Below are 19075 nucleotides of genomic sequence, written 5' to 3' on the forward strand. Positions count from 1 at the left end.
CGACGCGTCCTCCTCGTCGCCTCAGGCGATCGGGGTCCATCGACCGCCGTCACGGCGGGTGACGACGACGGACCGCACCTCGGCCGTGGCTCGCAGCCCGGTGGCCGCGTGCTCGGCGACGGCATCGGCCACGTCGTCCGACGGCGACTCGAACCGGACCACTGCGCACGGGACACCGCCCAGCAGCCGGACGTCCCGCGCCTCGACCACCACGAGCTCGGCGACGAGCCGGGCGGCCTCGGGGAGCACGGCGTCCGGGGCGGTGCCGGGTGCGAGCGCTCCGACGGCGAGGGTCACACGGTAGGAGGGCACGGTCCCACGCTAGTGCGAGCGCCCGGGCTAGTGCGAGCGCCCGGGCTCGTGGGCGCGGAGCAGCGCACCGGGACCCGCCGTGGGCACAGGGGGTTCGGGCATCGCACAGGGGAAGCGACGCCCGCGCCCACGACGGGTCACAGGTGCTGCGGAGCACGACGAATCAGGGGGTGTCGTGCCCCGCGCCGGACGCAGGTCAGGGAACCTGGTCCGGCTCGTCGCACCGGCGAGTCCGCAGGGGTCGGACTCGACGGTGCTGGTCCTCAAGGGTGTTCGGTGTCCTCTCGGTACCGGTCCGTCTCGGTCGGTGCGGGCATCGACCGTCGGGCCGCGGCGGGTCGGACCATGGGGAGCAGGGCACTCCCGATGGTCGCCAGTGCTCCGACGACGGCGATGAGCCCGAGCGGGGCGGTGCCGAGGTCGTGCTGCGCGGCCAGGACGAGCGCGAGGACGGTCGCGGGTGCGGGGAGGAGCTGGACCGCCCGGAAGTGGTCCTCCTGCCGGACCCGAGTCGTCATCGCGTTTGCCATGTGAACACTCTGGCGCACTTCGCCGGTCCGCAAAAGGGGGGACACGACCCCACTCATGGAGTAGAACGTCTAGTACACCCTTGCCGGGCGTCAGGCGAGGGTGCGGACGGTCGCGACGGCTGCGGCGACGGCATCGACGACCACCGGGACGTCCGCCGCGGTCAGGCCGGCGTCGAACGTCAGGCGCAGCGCCGTCCGGGCGACCTCGTCGGACAGGCCGAGCGCCGTGAGCACGTGCGAGGCCTCGGTGCTGTCGGCGGCGCAGGCGCTCCCGGACGACGACACGACGTCGCGCTCCTCGAGCTCGAGCAGGACCGTCTCGCCGTTCACCCCGGGGAAGCAGAACGACGCGTGGCCGGGCAGCCGCGACGTCCGCGACCCGGTGACGAACGCCCCGGGCACCGACCGGAGCACCCCGTCGAGCACGGCGTCCCGGGTGGCGGTCGCGGTCCGGGCCGCGTCGTCCCGGTCCGCGGCGACGAGCGCGAAGGCCGTGGCGACGCCGACGGCACCCGCGACGTCCTCGGTGCCGGAGCGTCTCCCCCGCTCCTGTCCCCCACCGTGCAGCAGCGGTTCGAGCGCCACGCCGGACCGGACGGCGAGCACGCCGGTGCCCTTCGGTGCGCCGAGCTTGTGCCCGGACACCGACACCGCGTCGACGCCGAGCACGTCGAGTCCGACCGGGAGCCACGGCGCCGACTGGACGGCGTCGGTGTGGAACCGGGCCCCGACGGCGTGGGCGACCGCGGCGAGCGCCGGCACGTCCTGCACCGTGCCGATCTCGTTGTCGGCGTGCGCGATCGAGACGAGGGTGGTGTGGGGGCGGAGCGCTGCCGCGAGGACGTGCGGGTCGACGACCCCGTCGCGGTCGACCGGCAGGACCGTGACGTCGAACCCGTGGAACCGTTCGAGGTACCGGCAGCTCTCGAGCACCGCCTCGTGCTCGATCGCGCTGGTGACGACGTGGCGACCGCGGGGGGACGCCAGGGCGATGCCCTTCACCGCGGTGTTCGCACCCTCGGTCCCGCCGGTGGTGAACACGATCTCGGCCGGGCGGCACCCGAGGACCGCGGCGACGGTGGCGCGGGCGTCGGCGAGGCCCCGGGCTGCGGCGTCGCCGACTCCGTGCGTGGAGGACGGGTTGCCGAACGTCCCGGTGAGGTACGGCCACATCGCCTCGAGCACCTCGCGGCGCACGGGCGTCGTGGCCGCGCGGTCCAGGTAGAACACGTCAGACGCCGGTGCCGACGGCCACGTCGACGTCGAGCCCGAGGTCGAGTGCCCGCGCCGAGTGGGTGAGCGCCCCGACGGAGATCACGTCGACCCCGGTGGCGGCGATCGCGGCGACGGTGTCGAGGGACACCCCGCCGGAGGCCTCGACGAGGGCTCGCCCGGCGACGACCTGGATGCCGGCCTCGAGCTGGTCGGTGGTGAAGTTGTCGAGCATGATCGTGTCGACGCCGGCCGCCACGACGGGCTCGATCTGGTCGATGCGGTCCACCTCGACCTCGAGGTGGACGGTGTGCCCGAGCCGCTCGCGGGCCGCGGCGATCGCGTCCCCGATGCCGATCCCGCCGGCGAGGAGCACGGCGAGGTGGTTGTCCTTCGCGAGCACGGCGTCGGACAGCGAGGTCCGGTGGTTGTGCCCGCCGCCGCACCGCACGGCGTACCGCTCCAGGGCCCGCAGGCCGGGCGTGGTCTTGCGGGTGTCGACGATCCGGGCACGGGTGCCGGCGACGGCCGCCACGTAGGTCGCGGTCGCCGTGGCGATGCCGGACATCCGCTGGGCGAGGTTCAGTGCGACCCGCTCGGCACGGAGGACCGACCGGGCGGGACCGCTCACTGTTGCGAGGACGTCGCCCGCGGTGAACCGGCTGCCGTCCGGCACGTGCAGGACCGCGTCGATCGTCGGGTCGACCGCGTGCATCACGGCGACGAACACGTCGCCCCCGCTGAGGACGCCGGGCTCGCGCGCCGCCAGGGTCGCGGTCGCCGTGGCGTCTGCGGGGATGAGCGTCTCGCTCGTGACGTCGCCCCAGGGGGCGTCCTCCTCGAGCGCGGTGTCGATGACGCGTCGGAGGGCGTGCGGGGGGATCGTTCCGGGGTCGACGGTCATGCGGGTACCTCCTGCGGGACGGCGGTGTGCTGGGCGACCCACGCGGTCGACGCGGGGGCTGCTGGATCGGTGTCGGGGTGGTCGGTGCGGGCGTGGGCCCCACGGGACTCGGTCCGGGCCTCGGCGGCGAGCACCGTGACCCGGGCGAGGTCGAGCAGTGCCCGGTCCTCGAGGTCACGGACGCCGGTCGGCTCGGGCGCGACGAGGGCTGCCAGGTCGCGTCGTGCGCTCGCGAGACCGCTCGCGTCGCGGAGGAGCCCGACCCGGTCCGTCATGACGGACTGGACCGCCTGGCGGACGTCGGCGGCGTCGGTGGGTCGAGCCGCGCCTCCTGGCAGCAGGGGACGGGAGGCGCGGATCACGTCGGTCGCACTCGGCACGCTGGTGACGGGGAGACCCGCGTCGCCGCGCAGGCGGAGTCTGCCGGGTCGCGGCACGTCGAGCGCGTCCGCTGCGCGGACCGCGAAGACGAGTCCTTCGAGCAGCGAGTTCGACGCGAGCCGGTTGGCGCCGTGGACGCCCGTGCAGGCGACCTCGCCGATCGCGAGGAGGCCGGGCAGGCTCGTCCGTCCCTCGGCGTCGGTGGCGACCCCGCCCATCGAGTAGTGCGCGGCCGGGGAGACGGGGACGCCCTCGCGGGTCCAGTCGAAGCCGGCGGACCGGGTCGCACGGGTGAGCCCGGGGAAGCGCCGGACGAGGAAGGCGGGGTCGAGGCCGGTCGCGTCGAGGAGCACGGGCCCTCCGTCCTGCTCCCGGACGGCGGCCGCGATGCCCCGGGCGACGACGTCGCGGGGGGCGAGCTCGGCGTCGGGGTGGACGTCCACCATGAAGCGGTGCCCTCGTGCGTCACGGAGCACCGCTCCCTCGCCGCGGACCGCCTCGGAGACGAGCCCGCCGCCGGGGACCGCGAGGCGGGTCGGGTGGAACTGCACGAACTCGAGGTCGGCCAGCACGGCACCGGCACGCCAGGCGGCTGCCTGCCCGTCGCCCGTCGCGACGAGCGGGTTGGTGGTCTCGCGGAACAGGTGTCCGGCGCCACCGGACGCGAGCACGACGGCGTCCGCGTCGATCCGCCGGGGCTCGCCGAGGAGGTCGAGGACGTCGACCCCGACGACCGAGCCGTCCCGGACCACGAGGTCGACGAGGCAGGTCCGTTCGAGGATGGTGACGTGCCGGCGGTGCAGGGCGGCGATGAGGGTGCGCTCGATGGCGGCCCCGGTCGCGTCGCCGTCCGCGTGCACGACGCGCCACCGGCCGTGCGCTGCCTCGCGCCCGCGGGCCAGGTCGTCGCCGTACCGGTCGAGGCTCGTCGGGTCGGTGGTGCGGTCGAAGGGGACGCCGAGCGACAGCAGATCCCGCACCCGCGCAGGGCCGTCGGTGCAGAGCACCTCGACGGCGCGGGCGTCGGCGCTGCCCGCTGCCGCCACGTGGGTGTCCGCCTGGTGGAGCGACGCGGAGTCGTCGGCGCCGAGCGCGACGGCGACGCCTCCCTGCGCGTACGCCGTCGCGCCGTCGGCGAGCGCGCCCTTCGTCACCAGGGTGACGTCGTGACGGGCACTCGCGCGGATCGCTGCGGTGAGTCCGGCGATGCCGGAGCCGACGATGACGACGTGCACGGTCAGACCGTGGGTCGGGCGGCGAGCATGCGCTCGAGTGCGACCTTGGCGTCGGCCTGGACGTCGGCCGGCACGACGATCTCGTTGAGGACCTCGCCGCGCACGAGCGCCTCGAGGACCCAGGCGAGGTAGCCGGGGTGGATCCGGTACATCGTCGAGCAGGGGCACACCACCGGGTCGAGGCAGAAGATCGTGTGCTGCGGGTACTCGGCGGCGAGCCGGTTCACCATGTTGATCTCGGTGCCGATCGCGAACGTGGTCGGTTCGGTGGCGGCTGCGACGGTCTTCCGGATGAGGTCGGTGCTGCCGGCGTGGTCGGCGGCGTCGACGACGGCCATCGGGCACTCGGGGTGCACGATGACCTGCACGCCGGGGTGCTCGCGACGGGCCTGGTCGATCTGGTCGACGGTGAAGCGGCGGTGCACCGAGCAGAAGCCGTGCCAGAGGACGACCCTGGCGTCCTGCAGGGTCTGCTCGTCGTTGCCGCCGAGGGGCTTCCGCGGGTTCCACATCGGCATGAGGTCGGTGCTGATGCCCATCGCCTTGGCGGTGTTCCGGCCGAGGTGCTGGTCGGGGAAGAAGAGCACGCGCTGCCCGCGCTCGAACGCCCACTCGAGGACGGTCGCGGCGTTCGACGACGTGCACACGATGCCGCCGTGCCGCCCGCAGAACGCCTTGAGGTCGGCGGCGGAGTTCATGTACGTGACGGGGATGACCGGCACGCGGCCGTCGGCGTCGGGCTCGGTGCCGTAGACCTGCTCGAGCTCGGCCCACGCCGCCTCGACGCTGTCGATGTCGGCCATGTCGGCCATCGAGCAGCCCGCGGCGAGGTTCGGCAGGATCACGCGCTGGTCGTCGCGGGCGAGGATGTCCGCGGTCTCGGCCATGAAGTGCACGCCGCAGAACACGATGGCCTCGGCGTCGGGCTTCGTCAGCGCGGCGTTCGCGAGCTGGAACGAGTCGCCGAGGAAGTCCGCGTGCCGCACGACCTCGTCGCGCTGGTAGAAGTGCCCGAGGACCACGACACGGTCGCCGAGGGTGGCCTTCGCCCGCTCGATGCGTTCGTGCAGCTCGTCGTCCGGGGCGTTCCGGTACTCGTCCGGGATGACGCCCTGCCGGGGCGCCGAGGTCGGGATGACGTCCGACATCGACGAGCCGGGGCCGTAGCCGGGCCGGGAGTCGAAGTCCCACGTCGGCATCGCCAGGTCGGGCGTGCAGGTGCTGCCGGCGGCCTGACCGTTGGAGATCAGTTCGATGGTGGTGGCGATGGACACGGGTGTTCCTTCGGTTCTACGGCTTCTTGCCCTGCTGCAGCGGACCGTTGTCCGCGTAGGCCAGGTCGGGGTTCGAGCGGTACAGCCGGGCCGGCCGGTGCCGGTCCCCGCTCGTGGTCTCGTCCGTCGGCAGGATCGCGTCGGTCTTCTCGACCTGGCGACGGAAGTTCGCGGGGTCGAGCGCACGCCCGAGCACCGCCTCGTACACCCCGCGGAGTTCGGCGAGGGTGAACCGGTCCCCCAGGAACGCCTGGGCGATCCGGGAGTACGACATCTTGTTGCGGAGCCGCCAGAGCGCGTACGCGACGATCCGGTCGTGGTCGAAGGCGAGCGGCGGGTGTTCGTCGGCGAGGAACCACCGCACGTTCCAGTCGTCCGGGACCGAACTCGCCTCGTCCGGGTGGACGAGGGCCCAGTACACGATCGACACGACGCGGCTCGGCGAGCGGTCGACGTCACCGAAGGCGTAGAGCTGCTCGAGGTAGCGCGGCTGCACGTTCGTGGTCTCGCGGAGACGGGCCGCGGCGGAGTCCTCGAGCCCCTCGTCCGGCCGCACCCAACCGCCCGGGAGCGCCCACGCGCCCTCGTACGGCTCGGCCACCCGACGCACGAGCGGCATCCACAGCGCCGGCGCCCCGGTGTCCGGGTGCGGGCGCAGCGCCACGATCACGGTGGAGACCGCGACGCGGATGGGGAGCTCGGGAGTAAGTGTCATGATGACTCGAAGTGTTCGGGTTGGGATGACACTATCACCGGGTTTCACGAGACGGAAACAGCGTCGAAAACTCCTGGTCGGACCGCGCGCCTACATTGAGCCGCATGACTACGGTGACGAGGATGCACGCCGTCGTGTCGGGGACGGTCCAGGGGGTCGGTTTCCGGTACTGGACCGCACGGAAGGCCGACGGGCTCGAACTCGCCGGGTACGCCCGGAACCTGTTCGACGGCACGGTGGAGGTCGAGGCCGAGGGTCCGGCCCCCGCGGTCGACGCCCTGATGACGTTCATCCGGACCGGCCCGCCGTCCGCCGAGGTCACCGACGTGACCTGCCGCGCGGTGGTGCCGCACGGCGACGTCGACGGCTTCGCGATCCTGCACTGACCCGGTCGCCGCCCGACGTCGACGGATGTCGGACCGAAGCGGAATAATCGAATCCACTCAGGCGGTTGCCCTGTCTGCGCCCATGGCGCCCCCTCGTTCCACCAGTCGTGATCCACCAGGAGCCCCGCATGACCCAGGCCGTCGATTCCGCACCCCGCACCGGGAGCGTCGCGCAGCCCTCCGCCGGCGAGACCCGACTCGTGATCGGGCTGCTGCTCGTCTCGGCGTTCGTCGTGATCCTCAACGAGACGATCATGGGTGTCGCGCTCCCGCGGCTCATGGACGACCTCGACATCAGCGCCGCGACCGGGCAGTGGCTCACCACGGGCTTCCTGCTCACCATGGCGGTCGTCATCCCGATCACCGGGTTCCTGCTGCAGCGCTTCAACACCCGGCCGGTGTTCGTCTGGGCGATGAGTCTGTTCTCGGCCGGCACCCTGATCGCGCTGCTCGCGCCCGGGTTCTCGATGCTGCTGCTCGGGCGCATCGTGCAGGCCAGCGGGACCGCGATCATGATGCCGCTGCTCATGACGACGGTCCTCACGCTCATCGAACCGGCGCACCGCGGCCGCGTGATGGGCAACATCTCGATCGTCATCTCCGTCGCCCCGGCGATCGGCCCGACCATCTCCGGGCTCATCCTCAACGCCTTCTCGTGGCGCTGGCTCTTCGGCTTCGTGCTGCCCATCGCCATCGCCGCGCTGATCCTCGGCATGGTCAAGGTCCGCAACGTGTCGACGCCCCGCAAGGCCCCGCTCGACGTGCTCTCCGTCGTCCTGTCCGCCTTCGCGTTCGGCGGCATCGTCTACGGTCTCTCGAGCATCGGCGAGGCCGGCACCACCGGGCCGCTCGTGCCGATCGTCTCCCTCGTCGTCGGCGCCGTCACCCTCGCCCTGTTCGTGTTCCGGCAGACCCGGCTGCAGCGTGGGGACCGCGCCCTGCTCGACCTCCGCACCTTCCAGACGAAGGGCTTCACCGTCCCGATCGTCGCGATGGGCCTGAGCTTCATGGCGATGTTCGGCACGCTGATCCTGCTGCCGATCTACCTCGAGCGGGTCCTCGGGCTCGACGTCCTGAACGTCGGCCTGCTCCTGCTGCCCGGCGGCCTCATCATGGGGCTGCTGTCCCCGATCGTCGGTCGCGTCTACGACCGCCGTGGTCCGCGGGTCCTGCTCATCCCGGGCTCGATCATCGTCAGTGCCGTCCTCTGGGCGCTCTCGACCGTCGGCGTCGACACCAGCGTGTGGTTCGTCCTCGGCGCCCACGTCGTCCTGAGCATCGGGCTCGCCCTCACCTTCACGCCGCTGTTCACCGCGGCGCTCGGCGGGCTGCCCCCGAAGCTCTACTCGCACGGCAGCGCGGTCCTCGGCACGGCGCAGCAGCTGGCCGGAGCCGCCGGCACGGCGCTGTTCGTCACGCTCCTCACCATCGGTGCCTCGGGTGCGGCGGCCGGCAGCGGCGCCGCGGGCCTCGCCGAGGCCACGGCCTCCGGCGTGCGGACGGCGTTCCTCGTCGGCGCGGTGATCTCGCTGTTCGGGATCGTGATGTGCTCCCTCGTGCGTCGCCCGGCGACCCCGGACGGTGCCCCCGCCCCGTCGATGCACTGACCGGAACCGCACGCGCCGGGGTGCGCGTGGCATCGTGGGCGTCATGCGGTCGACGACGAGCGAGCTGAACTGGTCCGGCACGGTCACCTACACGGCCGAACGGGTCCTCCGCCCGACGTCGATCGACGAGGCCGCCGAGATCGTCGCCCGGTCGCCCCGGGTGCACGGCCTCGGCACCCGGCACTCGTTCAACGACGCCCCGGACGCCCCCGGCGTGCTGCTCGACCTCACCGGGATCCCGACCGACCTCGCAGTCGACGCCGAGCGACGGACGGTCACGATGGGCGCCGGCACCCGCTACGGCGTCGTCGCGCCCGAGATCGACCGCGCCGGGTTCGCGCTGCACAACACGGGGTCGCTCCCCCACATCTCGATCGCCGGCGCGATCGCGACCGGGACACACGGTTCCGGCACCGCACTCGGGTCGCTGAGCACCGCGGTCCGGTCGTTCGAGGCGCTCGGGCCCGACGGGTCCGCACGGACGATCGGCCGCGACGACCCGGCGTTCGACGGCGCCGTGCTCCACCTCGGCCTGCTCGGTGTCCTCACCCGGGTCACGCTCGACGTCCAGCCGAGCTACCGGATGCGCCAGGACACCTACGGACCGATCCCGTGGGACACCTTCACCGCCCACGTCGCCGAGGTCCACGCCGCCGCGACGTCCGTCTGCTCGTACACGGTGTTCGGCGACACGGTGAGCGAGGTCCTGCTGAAGTCGCGCGTGCCGGACGTCGACGACGACGTGGCCGTCCCGGACGAGCTGTTCGGCGCGCCCCGGCTGCCCGGCTCGCCCGGCGACGGACACCACACCGCCCGGGACGGCTCGGTCGGGCCGTGGTGGGACCGGCTGCCGCACTTCCCGATCGACTCCGTGCCGAGCCACGGCTCCGAGGTGCAGAGCGAGCACTTCGTCCCGCTCCGGCACGCGGGTGCGGCGCTCGACGCCGTCCGGACCATGGCCGCCCGCATCCAGCCGCACCTGCACGTCTGCGAGCTCCGCACGATGGCGGCGGACCCGTTCTGGTTGAGCCCGACGCAGGGCGAGGACGTGCTCTGCATCGCGTTCACGTGGCAGAAGCACCCGGCCGAGGTGGCCGCGTTGCTGCCGGACCTCGAGGCGCTCCTCGCACCGTTCGACGGACGACCGCACTGGGGCAAGATGAGCTCCCTCGACGCGGCCGCCATCGCCGGGCTGTACCCGCGGCTGGCCGACTTCCGCGACCTCGTCGCGGCGGCCGACCCGGAGCGGACGTTCGCGTCGTCGTTCGGCGAGCGGGTCCTGGGGACGTGAGCCGCGCCTCCTGGGCCATCGTCACGACGCGGACGTGAGCCGTGCCCGCGTCACCCGATCGACGTGACGGTCCTGGACTCTCCGTCCCAGAACCGCACGCCCTCGACCATGAGCTCGGGGAGCGGGGTCGCGCGGAGCGCCGCGACAGCCGCACCGAGGTCCTCGTCCCGGACCCGTCGCGCGAACGTCAGGTGCGGCGACCACGCCCCCGGCGACGTGGTGTCGATCCCTCCCGGGGACGCCCGGTGCACCGCCTCGTGGAACGCGGCGAGCGCTGGGTCGACGACCACCGCCCGGGCGAGCACCGAGCGCCCGGGTCCCGCGGGGAACAGCAGGACGCCACCGAGCCGGAGCCGCGACGGCACCGGCACGTCGAACCCGCTCGGGATCCGGAGGTCGTCGCCGGCGACCAGCGTGACGTGGGGGCTGTTGGTGTCCGACCGTCCGAGGCTCGGCAGGTCCGCACGGACCAGCGCGTCCCACGCGGCGCGCACGGCGGCGTCCGACGACGGGTCGAGGACGAGTTCGAGACTGCGCACGTACCGAGTGAACCAATGAACCGTGTGACAGCGATGTAACACGGCGGAACGGAACTCGCACCGTGCCGGGCGGCCCGTCACACTCGACTGCACGCCGCGGACCACCGCGGACCCCCACAGCACTGCCCACGAGGAGCTCCGACATGTCCGCTGCACCCGCTCTGCCCGAGAAGCCGAAGGGCAAGCGCCCGATCGGCTGGATCATCGCCGCCGCGGTGGTCGTCGTCGCGATCGTCGTCGCCCTCATCGTCGGCGCCGTCCGCTCCGGCGGGTCCGACGACGGCGCTGCCGCCGGTGGTTCGCCGAAGACCGTCACGATCGGCGTCGCGGACAAGTCGCTCTCGTACTGGAGCACCTACACGAAGCTCGCGAAGTCGAAGCTCAACGTGACGGTCAAGCTGACGAACTTCTCGGACTACTCGCTGCCGAACCCGGCGCTCAAGGACAAGCAGCTGGACCTCAACCAGTTCCAGCACATCCAGTACCTGGCCGACTACAACGTCACCTCGAACGACGACCTGCAGCCGATCGGCTCGACGGCCGTCTACCCGCTGCCGCTCTACGCGACGAAGTACGACGACGTCGCCGACCTGCCCGAGGGCGCCAAGGTCGCGATCCCGGACGACTCGATCAACCAGGCCCGCGCGCTGCTCATCCTGCAGGCGGCGAAGCTCGTCACGCTCAAGGACGGCGGGTCGGCCTTCTCGACGACCACCGACATCGAGTCGTCGAAGGTCGACGTCCAGCCGCTGAACGCCTCGCAGACGGCGAACGCCCTGCAGCAGGGCTCGGTCGCGGCCGCCGTGGTGAACAACAACTACGCCACCGCCGCCGGCCTGCCGATCTCCGACGCGATCTACCAGGACGACCCCTCGAGCGCGAGCGCGGCACCGTACGTCAACGTCTTCGCCGTGCGCAACGCCGACAAGGACAACACGACCTACCTCGACCTCGCGAAGCTCTTCCAGGACGAGTCCGTGCAGAAGGTCTTCAAGAAGGACCTGCCCGAGGCGGTCAGCCGCGACGAGAGCGCCTCCTCCTTGCAAGAGGAACTCGCGAAGGTCGAGCAGGACGCGAAGGCGGCCAAGCAGTAGTGCCGGTCCTCGTCGAACTCCGCGGCGTCTCGAAGCACTACCGCCGCGCCGACACCGGCGAGACCGTGGTGGCCGTCGAGGACGTCTCCCTGGACGTGCACCAGGGAGAGGTCCTCGGCGTCATCGGGTACTCCGGTGCCGGCAAGTCCACGCTCGTCCGGCTCGTCAACGCACTCGAGCTGCCCTCGTCCGGGTCGGTGACGGTCGCCGGCAACGAGCTCACGGCGCTGCCCGAGCGGGACCGCCGGACGGCACGGCGCAACATCGGGATGATCTTCCAGCAGTTCAACCTCTTCCGGTCCCGCACCATCGCCGGCAACGTCGCGTACCCGCTCAAGGTCGCGGGCGTGCCGAAGGAGGAACGGGACCGCCGGGTCGCCGAGCTGCTCGACTTCGTCGGGCTGCTCGACCGCGCGTACGCCTACCCCGAACAGCTCTCCGGCGGGCAGAAGCAGCGCGTCGGGATCGCCCGGGCGCTCGCGGCGTCGCCCGACCTGCTCCTCGCCGACGAGGCGACCAGCGCGCTCGACCCCGAGACCACGTCCGAGGTCCTCGGGCTCCTCCGCCGGGTGAACAAGGAGCTCGGCGTCACGATCATCGTCATCACGCACGAGATGGACGCCGTCCGACAGATCGCCGACCGCGTCGCCGTCATGGAGCAGGGGCGCGTCGTCGAGGTCGGGGACGTCTACGACGTGTTCGCGAACCCGCAGACCGGCGCCGCCCAGCGCTTCGTCCGGACCGCCCTGCACGACCGGCCCTCGGCGGAGACCGTCGCGCGGCTGCGCGAACGGCACCCCGGTCGCCTCGTCACGGTCCAGATCACCGACGAGGCCGGGCTGCAGAACCGCATCGACCAGGTCTTCCGCTCCGCCGGGGTGACCGCCGAGCTCGTCTACGGCGGGGTCGGCGAGATACGCGAGCGCCGGATCGGGTCGCTCACCTACGAGCTGACCGCGGCCGGTCCGTCCGAGATCGACGCGGCCGTCGCGGCCCTCCGTGCCGCGCGCATCACCACCGACGAGGAGGGCGCAGCGTGAACAACTCGTTCCAGAGCGTGATCGACACGTTCGACGTCTTCGTCGCGTCCATCCGCGACACGATCGTGATGTCCCTGGTGTCGCTCGTCATCGCCGGCATCATCGGCCTGGCGCTCGGCCTCGCGCTGTACGCCACCCGCCCGGGCAACCTGCTCGGGAACCGGGCCGCGTACACGATCATCAACGTGGTCGTGAACCTCGTCCGGCCGATCCCGTTCGTGATCTTCCTGGCGGCGATCGCCCCGCTCTCCCGCGTGGTCGTGCAGACCACGATCGGCGTCCCCGCGGTGACCTTCGCGATCTCGCTCGCGGCGTCGTTCGCGGTGTCCCGGATCGTCGAGCAGAACCTGCTGTCGGTGGACCCCGGCGTCGTCGAGGCGGCACGAGCGTCGGGAGCGCACCCGCTGTCGATCCTGCTCACGGTCCTCATCCCCGAGGGCCTCGGACCGCTCATCCTCGGCTACACGTTCATCTACATCGGCATCGTCGACATGACGGCGCAGGGGGCGTTGATCGGTGGCGGTGGGCTCGGCGAGTACGCGATCACGTACGGGTCGCAGCGGTACGACTGGTGGATCGTGTACGTGTCGGTGGCGGCGATCGTCATCATCGTGCAGCTCGGCCAGTTCATCGGCAACCGGCTGGCGCGGGCGACCCTGCGTCGCTGACGCGCGGGCGCCCGCGCGCCCGGAAGGCGACCGCCTGGAGGCGGGGGGGGGGGGGGGGGGGCGGGGGGCGCCGGCCGCCGGGGGCGCGCGGCGGCCCCGGGGGGGGGGGGGGGGGCCCGCCCCCCCCCCCCCCCCCCCCGCCTCCTGTGCGTCGCCTGCTGGGCGCGGGGAGCTCCCCGAGCGGGCACTTTTCGTCACCCTCACCGCGCTGACACGGCGCGTTCCGCCCACTCGGCGGGACGCACGCGGCGCGTTCCGCCCGCTCGGCCGACGACCACGCGCGCGGCACGCGGCGCGTTCCGCCCGCTCGGCGGACGACCACGCGCGCGGCACGCGGCGCGTTCTGCCCGCTCGGCCGACGACCGCGGGCGCGTCAGGCGGCCGGGGACTCCACGGTGGCGACGGTGCCCGTCGCGCCCGGGTGCTCGTAGTGCGCACGCACCAGGATCGGCCGGTGGTCGGAGATGCCCGCGGGCAGCGTCTCCACGCCGGCGATGTGCAGCCCCACGCTCGTGGCGAAGTCGAAGTGCCCCGTGAACTTGCGGTAGCGCAGGTACGTCGGCTGGTCGGAGAGCGACAGCGCGAACCCGTGCTGCTCGATCTTCCGGCGCAGGTTCGTCTGGAACCAGGGGTAGTTGAAGTCGCCGACCATGATCGCCGGGACGTCGTTCGAGAGCTCGCGGACGAACTGGTGCGCGGCCTCGATCTGCTTGCGGCGCAGCGAGTTCGTGGCGGTGAGGGGTGAGGCGTGGAAGGACGCGACGATGACCTCGGCGTCGACCTCCTTGTCGCGCAGGTGCATCGCGATCAGGCGCTCGTGCGCGGGCGCGAGGACCCGGTCGTGCAGCGACTTCTGCAGGGAGTGGATGCTGAAGTCCTCGACCTCGAACCGGTCGTCGCGCTTGTAGATCGCGAGGCCGAGCCGGTTCGCCTTTGTCGACGCGGCGAGGGAGAGGCCGGCGATCGAGGGGGCGAGGTCGTTGCTGTCGCACTCCTGCACGCAGATGACGTCGGCCTGGGACGCTTCAGCCAGGGAGGCGAGCTCGCCGTTCGCGGTGTGCTCGCGGAGGTTGTAGCTGACGACGCGCAACCCGGTCGGTTCCACGGCCGTCTCGGCTGTGATCGTCCCCTGCTGCTCTGGCGCGGCCATGCTGCCTTCCTGTTCCGGGCGTTTCCGGTCGCCCTGCCGCGGCAACCGTACTCGGCGTTCGCGGACTGTTGCTGAGACTGTAGCGCGGCCTCGGTTTCGTGCGTGTGACCGCGGGGAAAACGGACGATGCGCGCTCAGGCCCGGACGCGACGGGCGGGGCGGACGGTCTCGCCGGCTGTACGGCTCATCAGGACGCCCTCGACGCAGGCGACGACGAGCAGGGCGGCGATGACCCAGAACGCGGCGTCGTACGGACCGGACCCGCCGAGGCCCGACGCGGCCCGGATGACCACGGCGCCGACCGCGACACCGAACCCGGCGGCGGTCTGCTGCAGGGTCGACGAGAGCGTGTTCGCCGGGGTCATGTCCGCCTGCTCGACGTCGGCGAACGCGATGGTGTTGTAGGCCGTGAAGCCCACCGACCGCGCCGCACCACTGACGACGAGGAGCACGGCGAGGAGCCAGAACGGGGTGTCCTCGGTCATGAACACCATCGCGACGACGCTCAGCGCCGCGACCGCGCTCGACACGATGATCACCGGCCGGTACCCGAACCAGCGGAGGAACGGCGTCGTCATGGGCTTGATGCCGAGGTTGCCGACGAAGACCCACAGCACGGCGGACCCGGCGAGCACGGCGCTCCACCCCCACGCGTCCTGGAACAGCAGCGGCAGGACGAACGGCACGGCGGAGACGGCCAGGCGGAACAGGCTGCCGCCGGCGTGCGACACCCGGAAGGTCTCGAGCCGGAACGAGTCGAGCCCCATGATCGGGTGCGGCGCCCGGCGGAAGTGCCAGATCGCCAGCCAGCAGCCGACCGCCCCGACGACGCCGGAGAGCACGACCGCCAGGACGGGCACGCGGTCCAGGGCGAGCAGGGACGCCATGACCACGAGCGACCCGAGGCCGAAGCAGGCGAGCAGCGACCCGAACCAGTCGAACGGCACCCGCTCGGACGCCCGCTCCTGCGGCACGAGGACGAGCGCGGCGACGAACGCGATGACCCCGAGCGGGATGTTGATGAGGAAGATCCAGTGCCACGTCAGGGTGTCGACGAGCACGCCGCCCACGAACGGCGCGATGATCGGCGCGGCGAGGGCCGGCCAGGTCAGGATCGCGATGGCCGTGACGAGCTGCTCGCGTCCGGCGCTCCGCAGGACGACGAGCCGCCCGACGGGGACCATCAGCGCGCCGCCGAGCCCCTGCACGATGCGCCAGATCGTCAGGTCGACGAGCCCGGTGGAGAGGGCGCACAGCCCCGACGCCACGGTGAACAGGACGATCGCGCCGGCGAACACCGTCCGCGAGCCGATCCGGTCGGTCAACCATCCGCTCACGGGGATGAACACCGCGAGGGTGACCAGGTACGCCGTGATCGCCACGCCGATGGCCGCCGAGTCGACGCCGAGGTCCCGGCCCATCGCGGGAGCGGCCGTGGCCAGGATGGTGCCGTCGAGGAGCTCCATGAAGAAGGTCCCTGCGACGAGCACGGCCACCGCGGTGCTCCCCCGTCGTCGTGTCGTCATCGTCGTCGTCATGGCAGGACAAATGCTATGCCCGATCGGTTTCCGTGACGTCCGGGGACGGCGCTGACGGGATGGTGTTCTGCACCGCAGAATGAGGAGGACGAGCGCGTTGCCCCGGACACCCGGCCACCGGGAGCGTGGAGGCACCGCAGACGCACAGGAGGATCGATGACGACCACACCCGGCACGGTCACCACGAAGGGCGCGCCCGACCCGGCAGCACCGGCGCGCCAGCACGTCCTCGAGCACGCGTACCTGCCGGTGATGACCCTCCGCGAGTCGGCCCTGGCGAACAACACCGCGGTGATGCAGGCGTACGTCGAGCGGCACGGTCTGCTCTTCGCGCCGCACATGAAGACGCACATGGCACCGGCGCTCGCCGCACGACAGATCACCGCCGGCGCCTGGGGCGTCACGGTCGCCTCGGTCCAGCAGGCGATGGTCGCGTGGGAGCACGGCATCCACCGGATCGTCGTCGCGAACGAGGTCCTCGACCCCACCGGTCTCGCCTGGCTCGCCTCCCGCCGCGCCGCCGACCCGGACGCCGACGTCCTCTGCTGGATCGACTCCCCCGCCGGGGTCGAGGCCGGCCGCGCGGCACAGGACGCGGTCGACGGCGACCTGCACGTGGTCGTCGAGGTCGGGTTCCCCGGCGGTCGCACCGGCGTCCGCACCGCACAGCAGGCACGGGACCTCGCACAGCTCGCCCACGACCGGGGGCTCTCGCTCCGAGGCGTCGCCGGGTACGAGGGCGGCCTGCCCGACGTGCGCGCCGCCCGCGCCTACGTCGAGGGGGTGCTCGCCGTCGCGGCAGCCGTCCGCCCGCTGGTCGAGGCCCCGCGCGCCCTGCTCAGCATGGGCGGCAGCGCCTGGTTCGACGGCGTGGTCGACGCGGTCGCCACCCGCCCCGACGACCTCGACGTGCTGCTCCGGTCCGGCGCGTCCCTCACCCACGACGACGGCTTCTACGCCGAGCGCACCCCCTTCGGCCGCCACCCCGACGAGGGCTCGCTCCTGGCCGCGATCGAGGTCTGGGGACGCGTCACGTCGTGCCCCGAGCCCGGGCTCGCGCTCGTCGCGGTCGGCAAGCGGGACATCTCGTTCGACGAGGGGCTGCCGGTGGTCCGTTCCGTCCGTTCCGTCCGGCACGTCGGCCCAGGAGGCGCGGCTGGCGTCGTCCCCGTGGCGCCCGACCCCGGGGCGGTCACCGTCACCCGCCTCGACGACCAGCACTGCTACCTCGCGCTGGCGGACGGGGCACCCGGGCTCACGCCCGGCGACGTCGTCGTGTTCGGCATCTCGCACCCGTGCACCGTCTTCGACAAGTGGCGCCAGGTGACCGTCATCGACGACGACGAGACCGTCCTCGACACGATCGCGACGTGGTTCTGATGCGCGCCACCACCCCCGTCGCCCCCTCCACCGAGGACGCTCCGGCACGGAACGCCGCCCTGTCGCTCCGACGCGGGCTGCGGCTGCTCGACCGCATCGCCGACCGCACCCGGAACGGCGAGCCGTCGGTGTCGCTGACGGTGCTCGCCGCGGAGCTCGGCACCTCGAAGTCGACCGTGCTCCGGCTGACCGCCCCGATGCTCGAGAACGACCTGCTGCGCCGCACCCCGGACGCCGGCTTCACCCTCGGGCTCGGAGCGCTGCTGCTCGGGCAGAGCTACCTCGAGGGCATCGACCTCCGCGCCGCCGCAGCCCCGTTCCTCCGGCGGACCGCGGAACGCACGGGTCTCACCTGCCACCTCGTCGTCCCGGACGGCACCGACATCGTCTACGTCGACAAGGTCGAGACGCGGGGCACGGTCCGGATGGGGTCGCGGATCGGCAACCGACTGCCGATGCGGAACACGGCCTCGGGCAAGGCGATGGTGGCGTTCGGCGAGCCGGAGCTGCTCGACCGGGTGCTCGCGGAACCGGCCACGGCGATGACCGAGCACTCCATCGTGGACGACGACCGCTGGCGCGCCGAGATCGACCGGACGCACGGCCGCGGCTACGGCATCGACGACCGCGAGAACGAGCCCGACATCCGCTGCGTCGCCGCGCCCGTGCTCGACCACGCGAACCAGGTCGTCGGCGCGATGAGCATCTCGGGGCTCGCCTCCCGGTTCCCCGCCGCGGCCGTCCGTGAACTCGGCGACGGCGTCGTCCGGACCGCGCTCGAGATCTCGGTCGCGCTCGGCTCCTCCTCCGCCCAGCTCGCCCTGGCGAAGGGCACCCGGTGACCGGCCGCGTCCTGACCTTCGGGGAGACGATGCTGCTCCTCACCGGCGGGGACACGGGTGCGGTCCCCGACCTCGAGCACATGCGGGTCGACACCGGCGGAGCCGAGAGCAACGTCGCGATCGGCCTCGTGCGCGCCGGTGTCCCGACGACGTGGATCGGCCGCGTCGGCACCGACCCCGCCGGGGACCGCGTGACGCGCGACGTCCGGAGCGCGGGCGTCGACATCGTCGCGGTGCCGGACCCGGACCGCTCGACGGGCATCATGATGAAGGAGCGCCTGGCCGACGGACGCACGCGGGTGACCTACCACCGCCGGGGTTCGGCGGGGTCGGCGCTGCGGGCGAGCGACCTGCCGGCGAGCGCCGTCGAACGCGCCGCGCTCCTGCACGTCACGGGCATCACCCTCGCCCTCTCCGAGGACGCCAGGGCCACGGTCGAGGCCGCGCTCGACCGCGCGGACGCCGCCGGGGTCCCGGTGTCCTTCGACGTGAACCACCGGCCCAAGCTCATCGATGCCGAGACCGCCCGCGCCCGCTACCGGGCCGTCGCCGCACGGTCGTCGATCGTGTTCGCCGGCGACGACGAGGCCCGACTCGTGCTCGGACTCGGCGACGACGAGGGCGACGACGAGACGCTCGCGCACGAGCTCGCCGCCCTCGGCCGGGGTCGTGCCGTCGTCAAGCTCGGCTCCCGGGGCGCGGTGGCGTCGGTGGACGGTGCGTTCCTGCGGCGCCCGGCGACCCCGGTGCGCGTCGTCGACCCCGTCGGTGCCGGTGACGCCTTCGTCGCGGGCTGGCTCGCGGCGACCCTCGGCGGAGCCACGACGGCCGAGGCGCTCGACCGTGCCGCCGACGCCGGTGCGCTCGCCTGCACGGTCGAGAGCGACTGGCGCCGCCCGGACCCGGCCGCGCTGCACGACCCGACCACCCCCACGGACGTCGACCACGCCGTCCACGACCGCGTCGACCGCTGAGGC

General features: G+C 72.7%; 19 protein-coding genes. 9 read left to right on the top strand and 10 right to left on the bottom strand.

Annotated elements, in window-relative coordinates:
• Nucleotides 1–21: 21 nt before the first annotated feature.
• The 7 genes from WFH25_RS09675 to WFH25_RS09705 form a co-directional block, all read right to left on the bottom strand.
• On the bottom strand, nt 22–312 hold the full coding sequence (locus WFH25_RS09675) for a hypothetical protein (protein ID WP_336697525.1): 291 nt from the start codon (nt 310–312) through the stop codon (nt 22–24).
• A gap of 263 nt (nt 313–575) precedes the next feature.
• Nucleotides 576–842, bottom strand: a complete 267-nt coding sequence (locus WFH25_RS09680; RefSeq protein WP_070418313.1) for a hypothetical protein — start codon at nt 840–842, stop codon at nt 576–578.
• A 90-nt stretch (nt 843–932) separates the two neighbouring features.
• Entirely contained in the window at nt 933–2072 is a 1140-nt protein-coding gene (locus WFH25_RS09685; protein ID WP_336697526.1) for a cysteine desulfurase family protein, read from the bottom strand.
• Between the two features lies 1 nt (nt 2073).
• Nucleotides 2074–2958 carry a carboxylating nicotinate-nucleotide diphosphorylase gene (gene nadC / locus WFH25_RS09690; RefSeq protein WP_309780079.1) on the bottom strand — a complete coding sequence of 295 codons (885 nt, stop codon included), beginning with the start codon at nt 2956–2958 and terminating at the stop codon, nt 2074–2076.
• Complete coding sequence (nadB, locus tag WFH25_RS09695; RefSeq protein ID WP_071294551.1) at nt 2955–4574, bottom strand: L-aspartate oxidase; 1620 nt, start codon at nt 4572–4574, stop codon at nt 2955–2957. Before nadB ends, nadC begins: the two co-directional genes overlap by 4 nt.
• A 2-nt stretch (nt 4575–4576) precedes the next feature.
• The gene (gene nadA, locus WFH25_RS09700) at nt 4577–5848 is read right to left on the bottom strand and encodes a quinolinate synthase NadA (protein ID WP_071294552.1); all 1272 of its coding nucleotides are present in this window, start codon (nt 5846–5848) and stop codon (nt 4577–4579) included.
• A gap of 16 nt (nt 5849–5864) precedes the next feature.
• Nucleotides 5865–6563 carry an NUDIX hydrolase gene (locus WFH25_RS09705; protein WP_070418308.1) on the bottom strand — a complete coding sequence of 233 codons (699 nt, stop codon included), beginning with the start codon at nt 6561–6563 and terminating at the stop codon, nt 5865–5867.
• A 122-nt stretch (nt 6564–6685) separates the two neighbouring features.
• On the opposite strand from WFH25_RS09705, the gene WFH25_RS09710 reads away from it, so the two are divergent.
• The 3 genes from WFH25_RS09710 to WFH25_RS09720 all read left to right on the top strand — a co-directional run bounded on the left by WFH25_RS09710 (nt 6686) and on the right by WFH25_RS09720 (nt 9847).
• Entirely contained in the window at nt 6686–6949 is a 264-nt protein-coding gene (locus WFH25_RS09710; protein ID WP_083403155.1) for an acylphosphatase, read from the top strand.
• 128 nt (nt 6950–7077) lie between these two features.
• The gene (locus WFH25_RS09715) at nt 7078–8556 is read left to right on the top strand and encodes an MDR family MFS transporter (RefSeq protein WP_336697527.1); all 1479 of its coding nucleotides are present in this window, start codon (nt 7078–7080) and stop codon (nt 8554–8556) included.
• Between the two features lie 43 nt (nt 8557–8599).
• Complete coding sequence (locus WFH25_RS09720; RefSeq protein WP_336697528.1) at nt 8600–9847, top strand: D-arabinono-1,4-lactone oxidase; 1248 nt, start codon at nt 8600–8602, stop codon at nt 9845–9847.
• Nucleotides 9848–9897: 50 nt separating this feature from the next.
• Here WFH25_RS09720 and WFH25_RS09725 read toward each other — a convergent pair whose 3' ends face one another.
• Nucleotides 9898–10386, bottom strand: a complete 489-nt coding sequence (locus tag WFH25_RS09725; RefSeq protein ID WP_336697529.1) for a 2'-5' RNA ligase family protein — start codon at nt 10384–10386, stop codon at nt 9898–9900.
• Between the two features lie 143 nt (nt 10387–10529).
• Here WFH25_RS09725 and WFH25_RS09730 point away from each other — a divergent pair, with 143 nt between their 5' ends.
• The 3 genes from WFH25_RS09730 to WFH25_RS09740 are packed head-to-tail and all read left to right on the top strand — an operon-like array spanning nt 10530 to nt 13188.
• A complete protein-coding gene (locus WFH25_RS09730; RefSeq protein WP_071294556.1) occupies nt 10530–11480 on the top strand; it encodes a MetQ/NlpA family ABC transporter substrate-binding protein in 951 nt (316 codons plus the stop codon).
• Entirely contained in the window at nt 11480–12520 is a 1041-nt protein-coding gene (locus WFH25_RS09735) for a methionine ABC transporter ATP-binding protein (protein WP_071302673.1), read from the top strand. Before WFH25_RS09730 ends, WFH25_RS09735 begins: the two co-directional genes overlap by 1 nt.
• Nucleotides 12517–13188, top strand: a complete 672-nt coding sequence (locus WFH25_RS09740) for a methionine ABC transporter permease (RefSeq protein ID WP_217642545.1) — start codon at nt 12517–12519, stop codon at nt 13186–13188. Before WFH25_RS09735 ends, WFH25_RS09740 begins: the two co-directional genes overlap by 4 nt.
• A gap of 373 nt (nt 13189–13561) precedes the next feature.
• On the opposite strand, the gene WFH25_RS09745 is transcribed toward WFH25_RS09740, so the two are convergent.
• Together WFH25_RS09745 and WFH25_RS09750 are read right to left on the bottom strand one after the other, a co-directional pair.
• Nucleotides 13562–14338 (bottom strand): endonuclease/exonuclease/phosphatase family protein, encoded by a 777-nt coding sequence (locus WFH25_RS09745; RefSeq protein WP_336697530.1) that lies wholly within the window; start codon nt 14336–14338, stop codon nt 13562–13564.
• 134 nt (nt 14339–14472) lie between these two features.
• On the bottom strand, nt 14473–15876 hold the full coding sequence (locus WFH25_RS09750) for an MFS transporter (RefSeq protein WP_071294558.1): 1404 nt from the start codon (nt 15874–15876) through the stop codon (nt 14473–14475).
• A gap of 156 nt (nt 15877–16032) precedes the next feature.
• Between WFH25_RS09750 and WFH25_RS09755 the strand changes: the two genes are divergently transcribed.
• Genes WFH25_RS09755 through WFH25_RS09765 form a run of 3 tightly spaced genes read left to right on the top strand, consistent with a single transcriptional unit; the run spans nt 16033 to nt 19072 of the window.
• Nucleotides 16033–17256, top strand: a complete 1224-nt coding sequence (locus tag WFH25_RS09755) for an alanine racemase (protein WP_336697531.1) — start codon at nt 16033–16035, stop codon at nt 17254–17256.
• Nucleotides 17256–18098: an IclR family transcriptional regulator gene (locus WFH25_RS09760; RefSeq protein WP_071294560.1), complete on the top strand. Its 843-nt coding sequence runs from the start codon at nt 17256–17258 to the stop codon at nt 18096–18098. The genes WFH25_RS09755 and WFH25_RS09760 overlap by 1 nt, the downstream gene beginning before the upstream one ends.
• Nucleotides 18095–19072 (top strand): sugar kinase, encoded by a 978-nt coding sequence (locus WFH25_RS09765; RefSeq protein ID WP_336697532.1) that lies wholly within the window; start codon nt 18095–18097, stop codon nt 19070–19072. Before WFH25_RS09760 ends, WFH25_RS09765 begins: the two co-directional genes overlap by 4 nt.
• The last annotated feature ends 3 nt before the right edge of the window (nt 19073–19075 follow it).

This window comes from Curtobacterium sp. USHLN213, from assembly GCF_037144815.1.
GTDB lineage: Bacteria > Actinomycetota > Actinomycetes > Actinomycetales > Microbacteriaceae > Curtobacterium.

What these genes read in the sequence shown, in the direction of transcription:
- WFH25_RS09750 (WP_071294558.1), bottom strand. Translation starts at nt 15,876, where the DNA reads ATGACGACGACGATGACGACACGACGACGGGGGAGCACCGCGGTGGCC.
- WFH25_RS09720 (WP_336697528.1), top strand. Translation starts at nt 8,600, where the DNA reads ATGCGGTCGACGACGAGCGAGCTGAACTGGTCCGGCACGGTCACCTAC.
- WFH25_RS09710 (WP_083403155.1), top strand. Translation starts at nt 6,686, where the DNA reads ATGCACGCCGTCGTGTCGGGGACGGTCCAGGGGGTCGGTTTCCGGTAC.
- WFH25_RS09715 (WP_336697527.1), top strand. Translation starts at nt 7,078, where the DNA reads ATGACCCAGGCCGTCGATTCCGCACCCCGCACCGGGAGCGTCGCGCAG.
- WFH25_RS09760 (WP_071294560.1), top strand. Translation starts at nt 17,256, where the DNA reads ATGCGCGCCACCACCCCCGTCGCCCCCTCCACCGAGGACGCTCCGGCA.
- WFH25_RS09705 (WP_070418308.1), bottom strand. Translation starts at nt 6,563, where the DNA reads ATGACACTTACTCCCGAGCTCCCCATCCGCGTCGCGGTCTCCACCGTG.
- WFH25_RS09730 (WP_071294556.1), top strand. Translation starts at nt 10,530, where the DNA reads ATGTCCGCTGCACCCGCTCTGCCCGAGAAGCCGAAGGGCAAGCGCCCG.
- nadC (WP_309780079.1), bottom strand. Translation starts at nt 2,958, where the DNA reads ATGACCGTCGACCCCGGAACGATCCCCCCGCACGCCCTCCGACGCGTC.
- WFH25_RS09680 (WP_070418313.1), bottom strand. Translation starts at nt 842, where the DNA reads ATGGCAAACGCGATGACGACTCGGGTCCGGCAGGAGGACCACTTCCGG.
- WFH25_RS09755 (WP_336697531.1), top strand. Translation starts at nt 16,033, where the DNA reads ATGACGACCACACCCGGCACGGTCACCACGAAGGGCGCGCCCGACCCG.
- WFH25_RS09745 (WP_336697530.1), bottom strand. Translation starts at nt 14,338, where the DNA reads ATGGCCGCGCCAGAGCAGCAGGGGACGATCACAGCCGAGACGGCCGTG.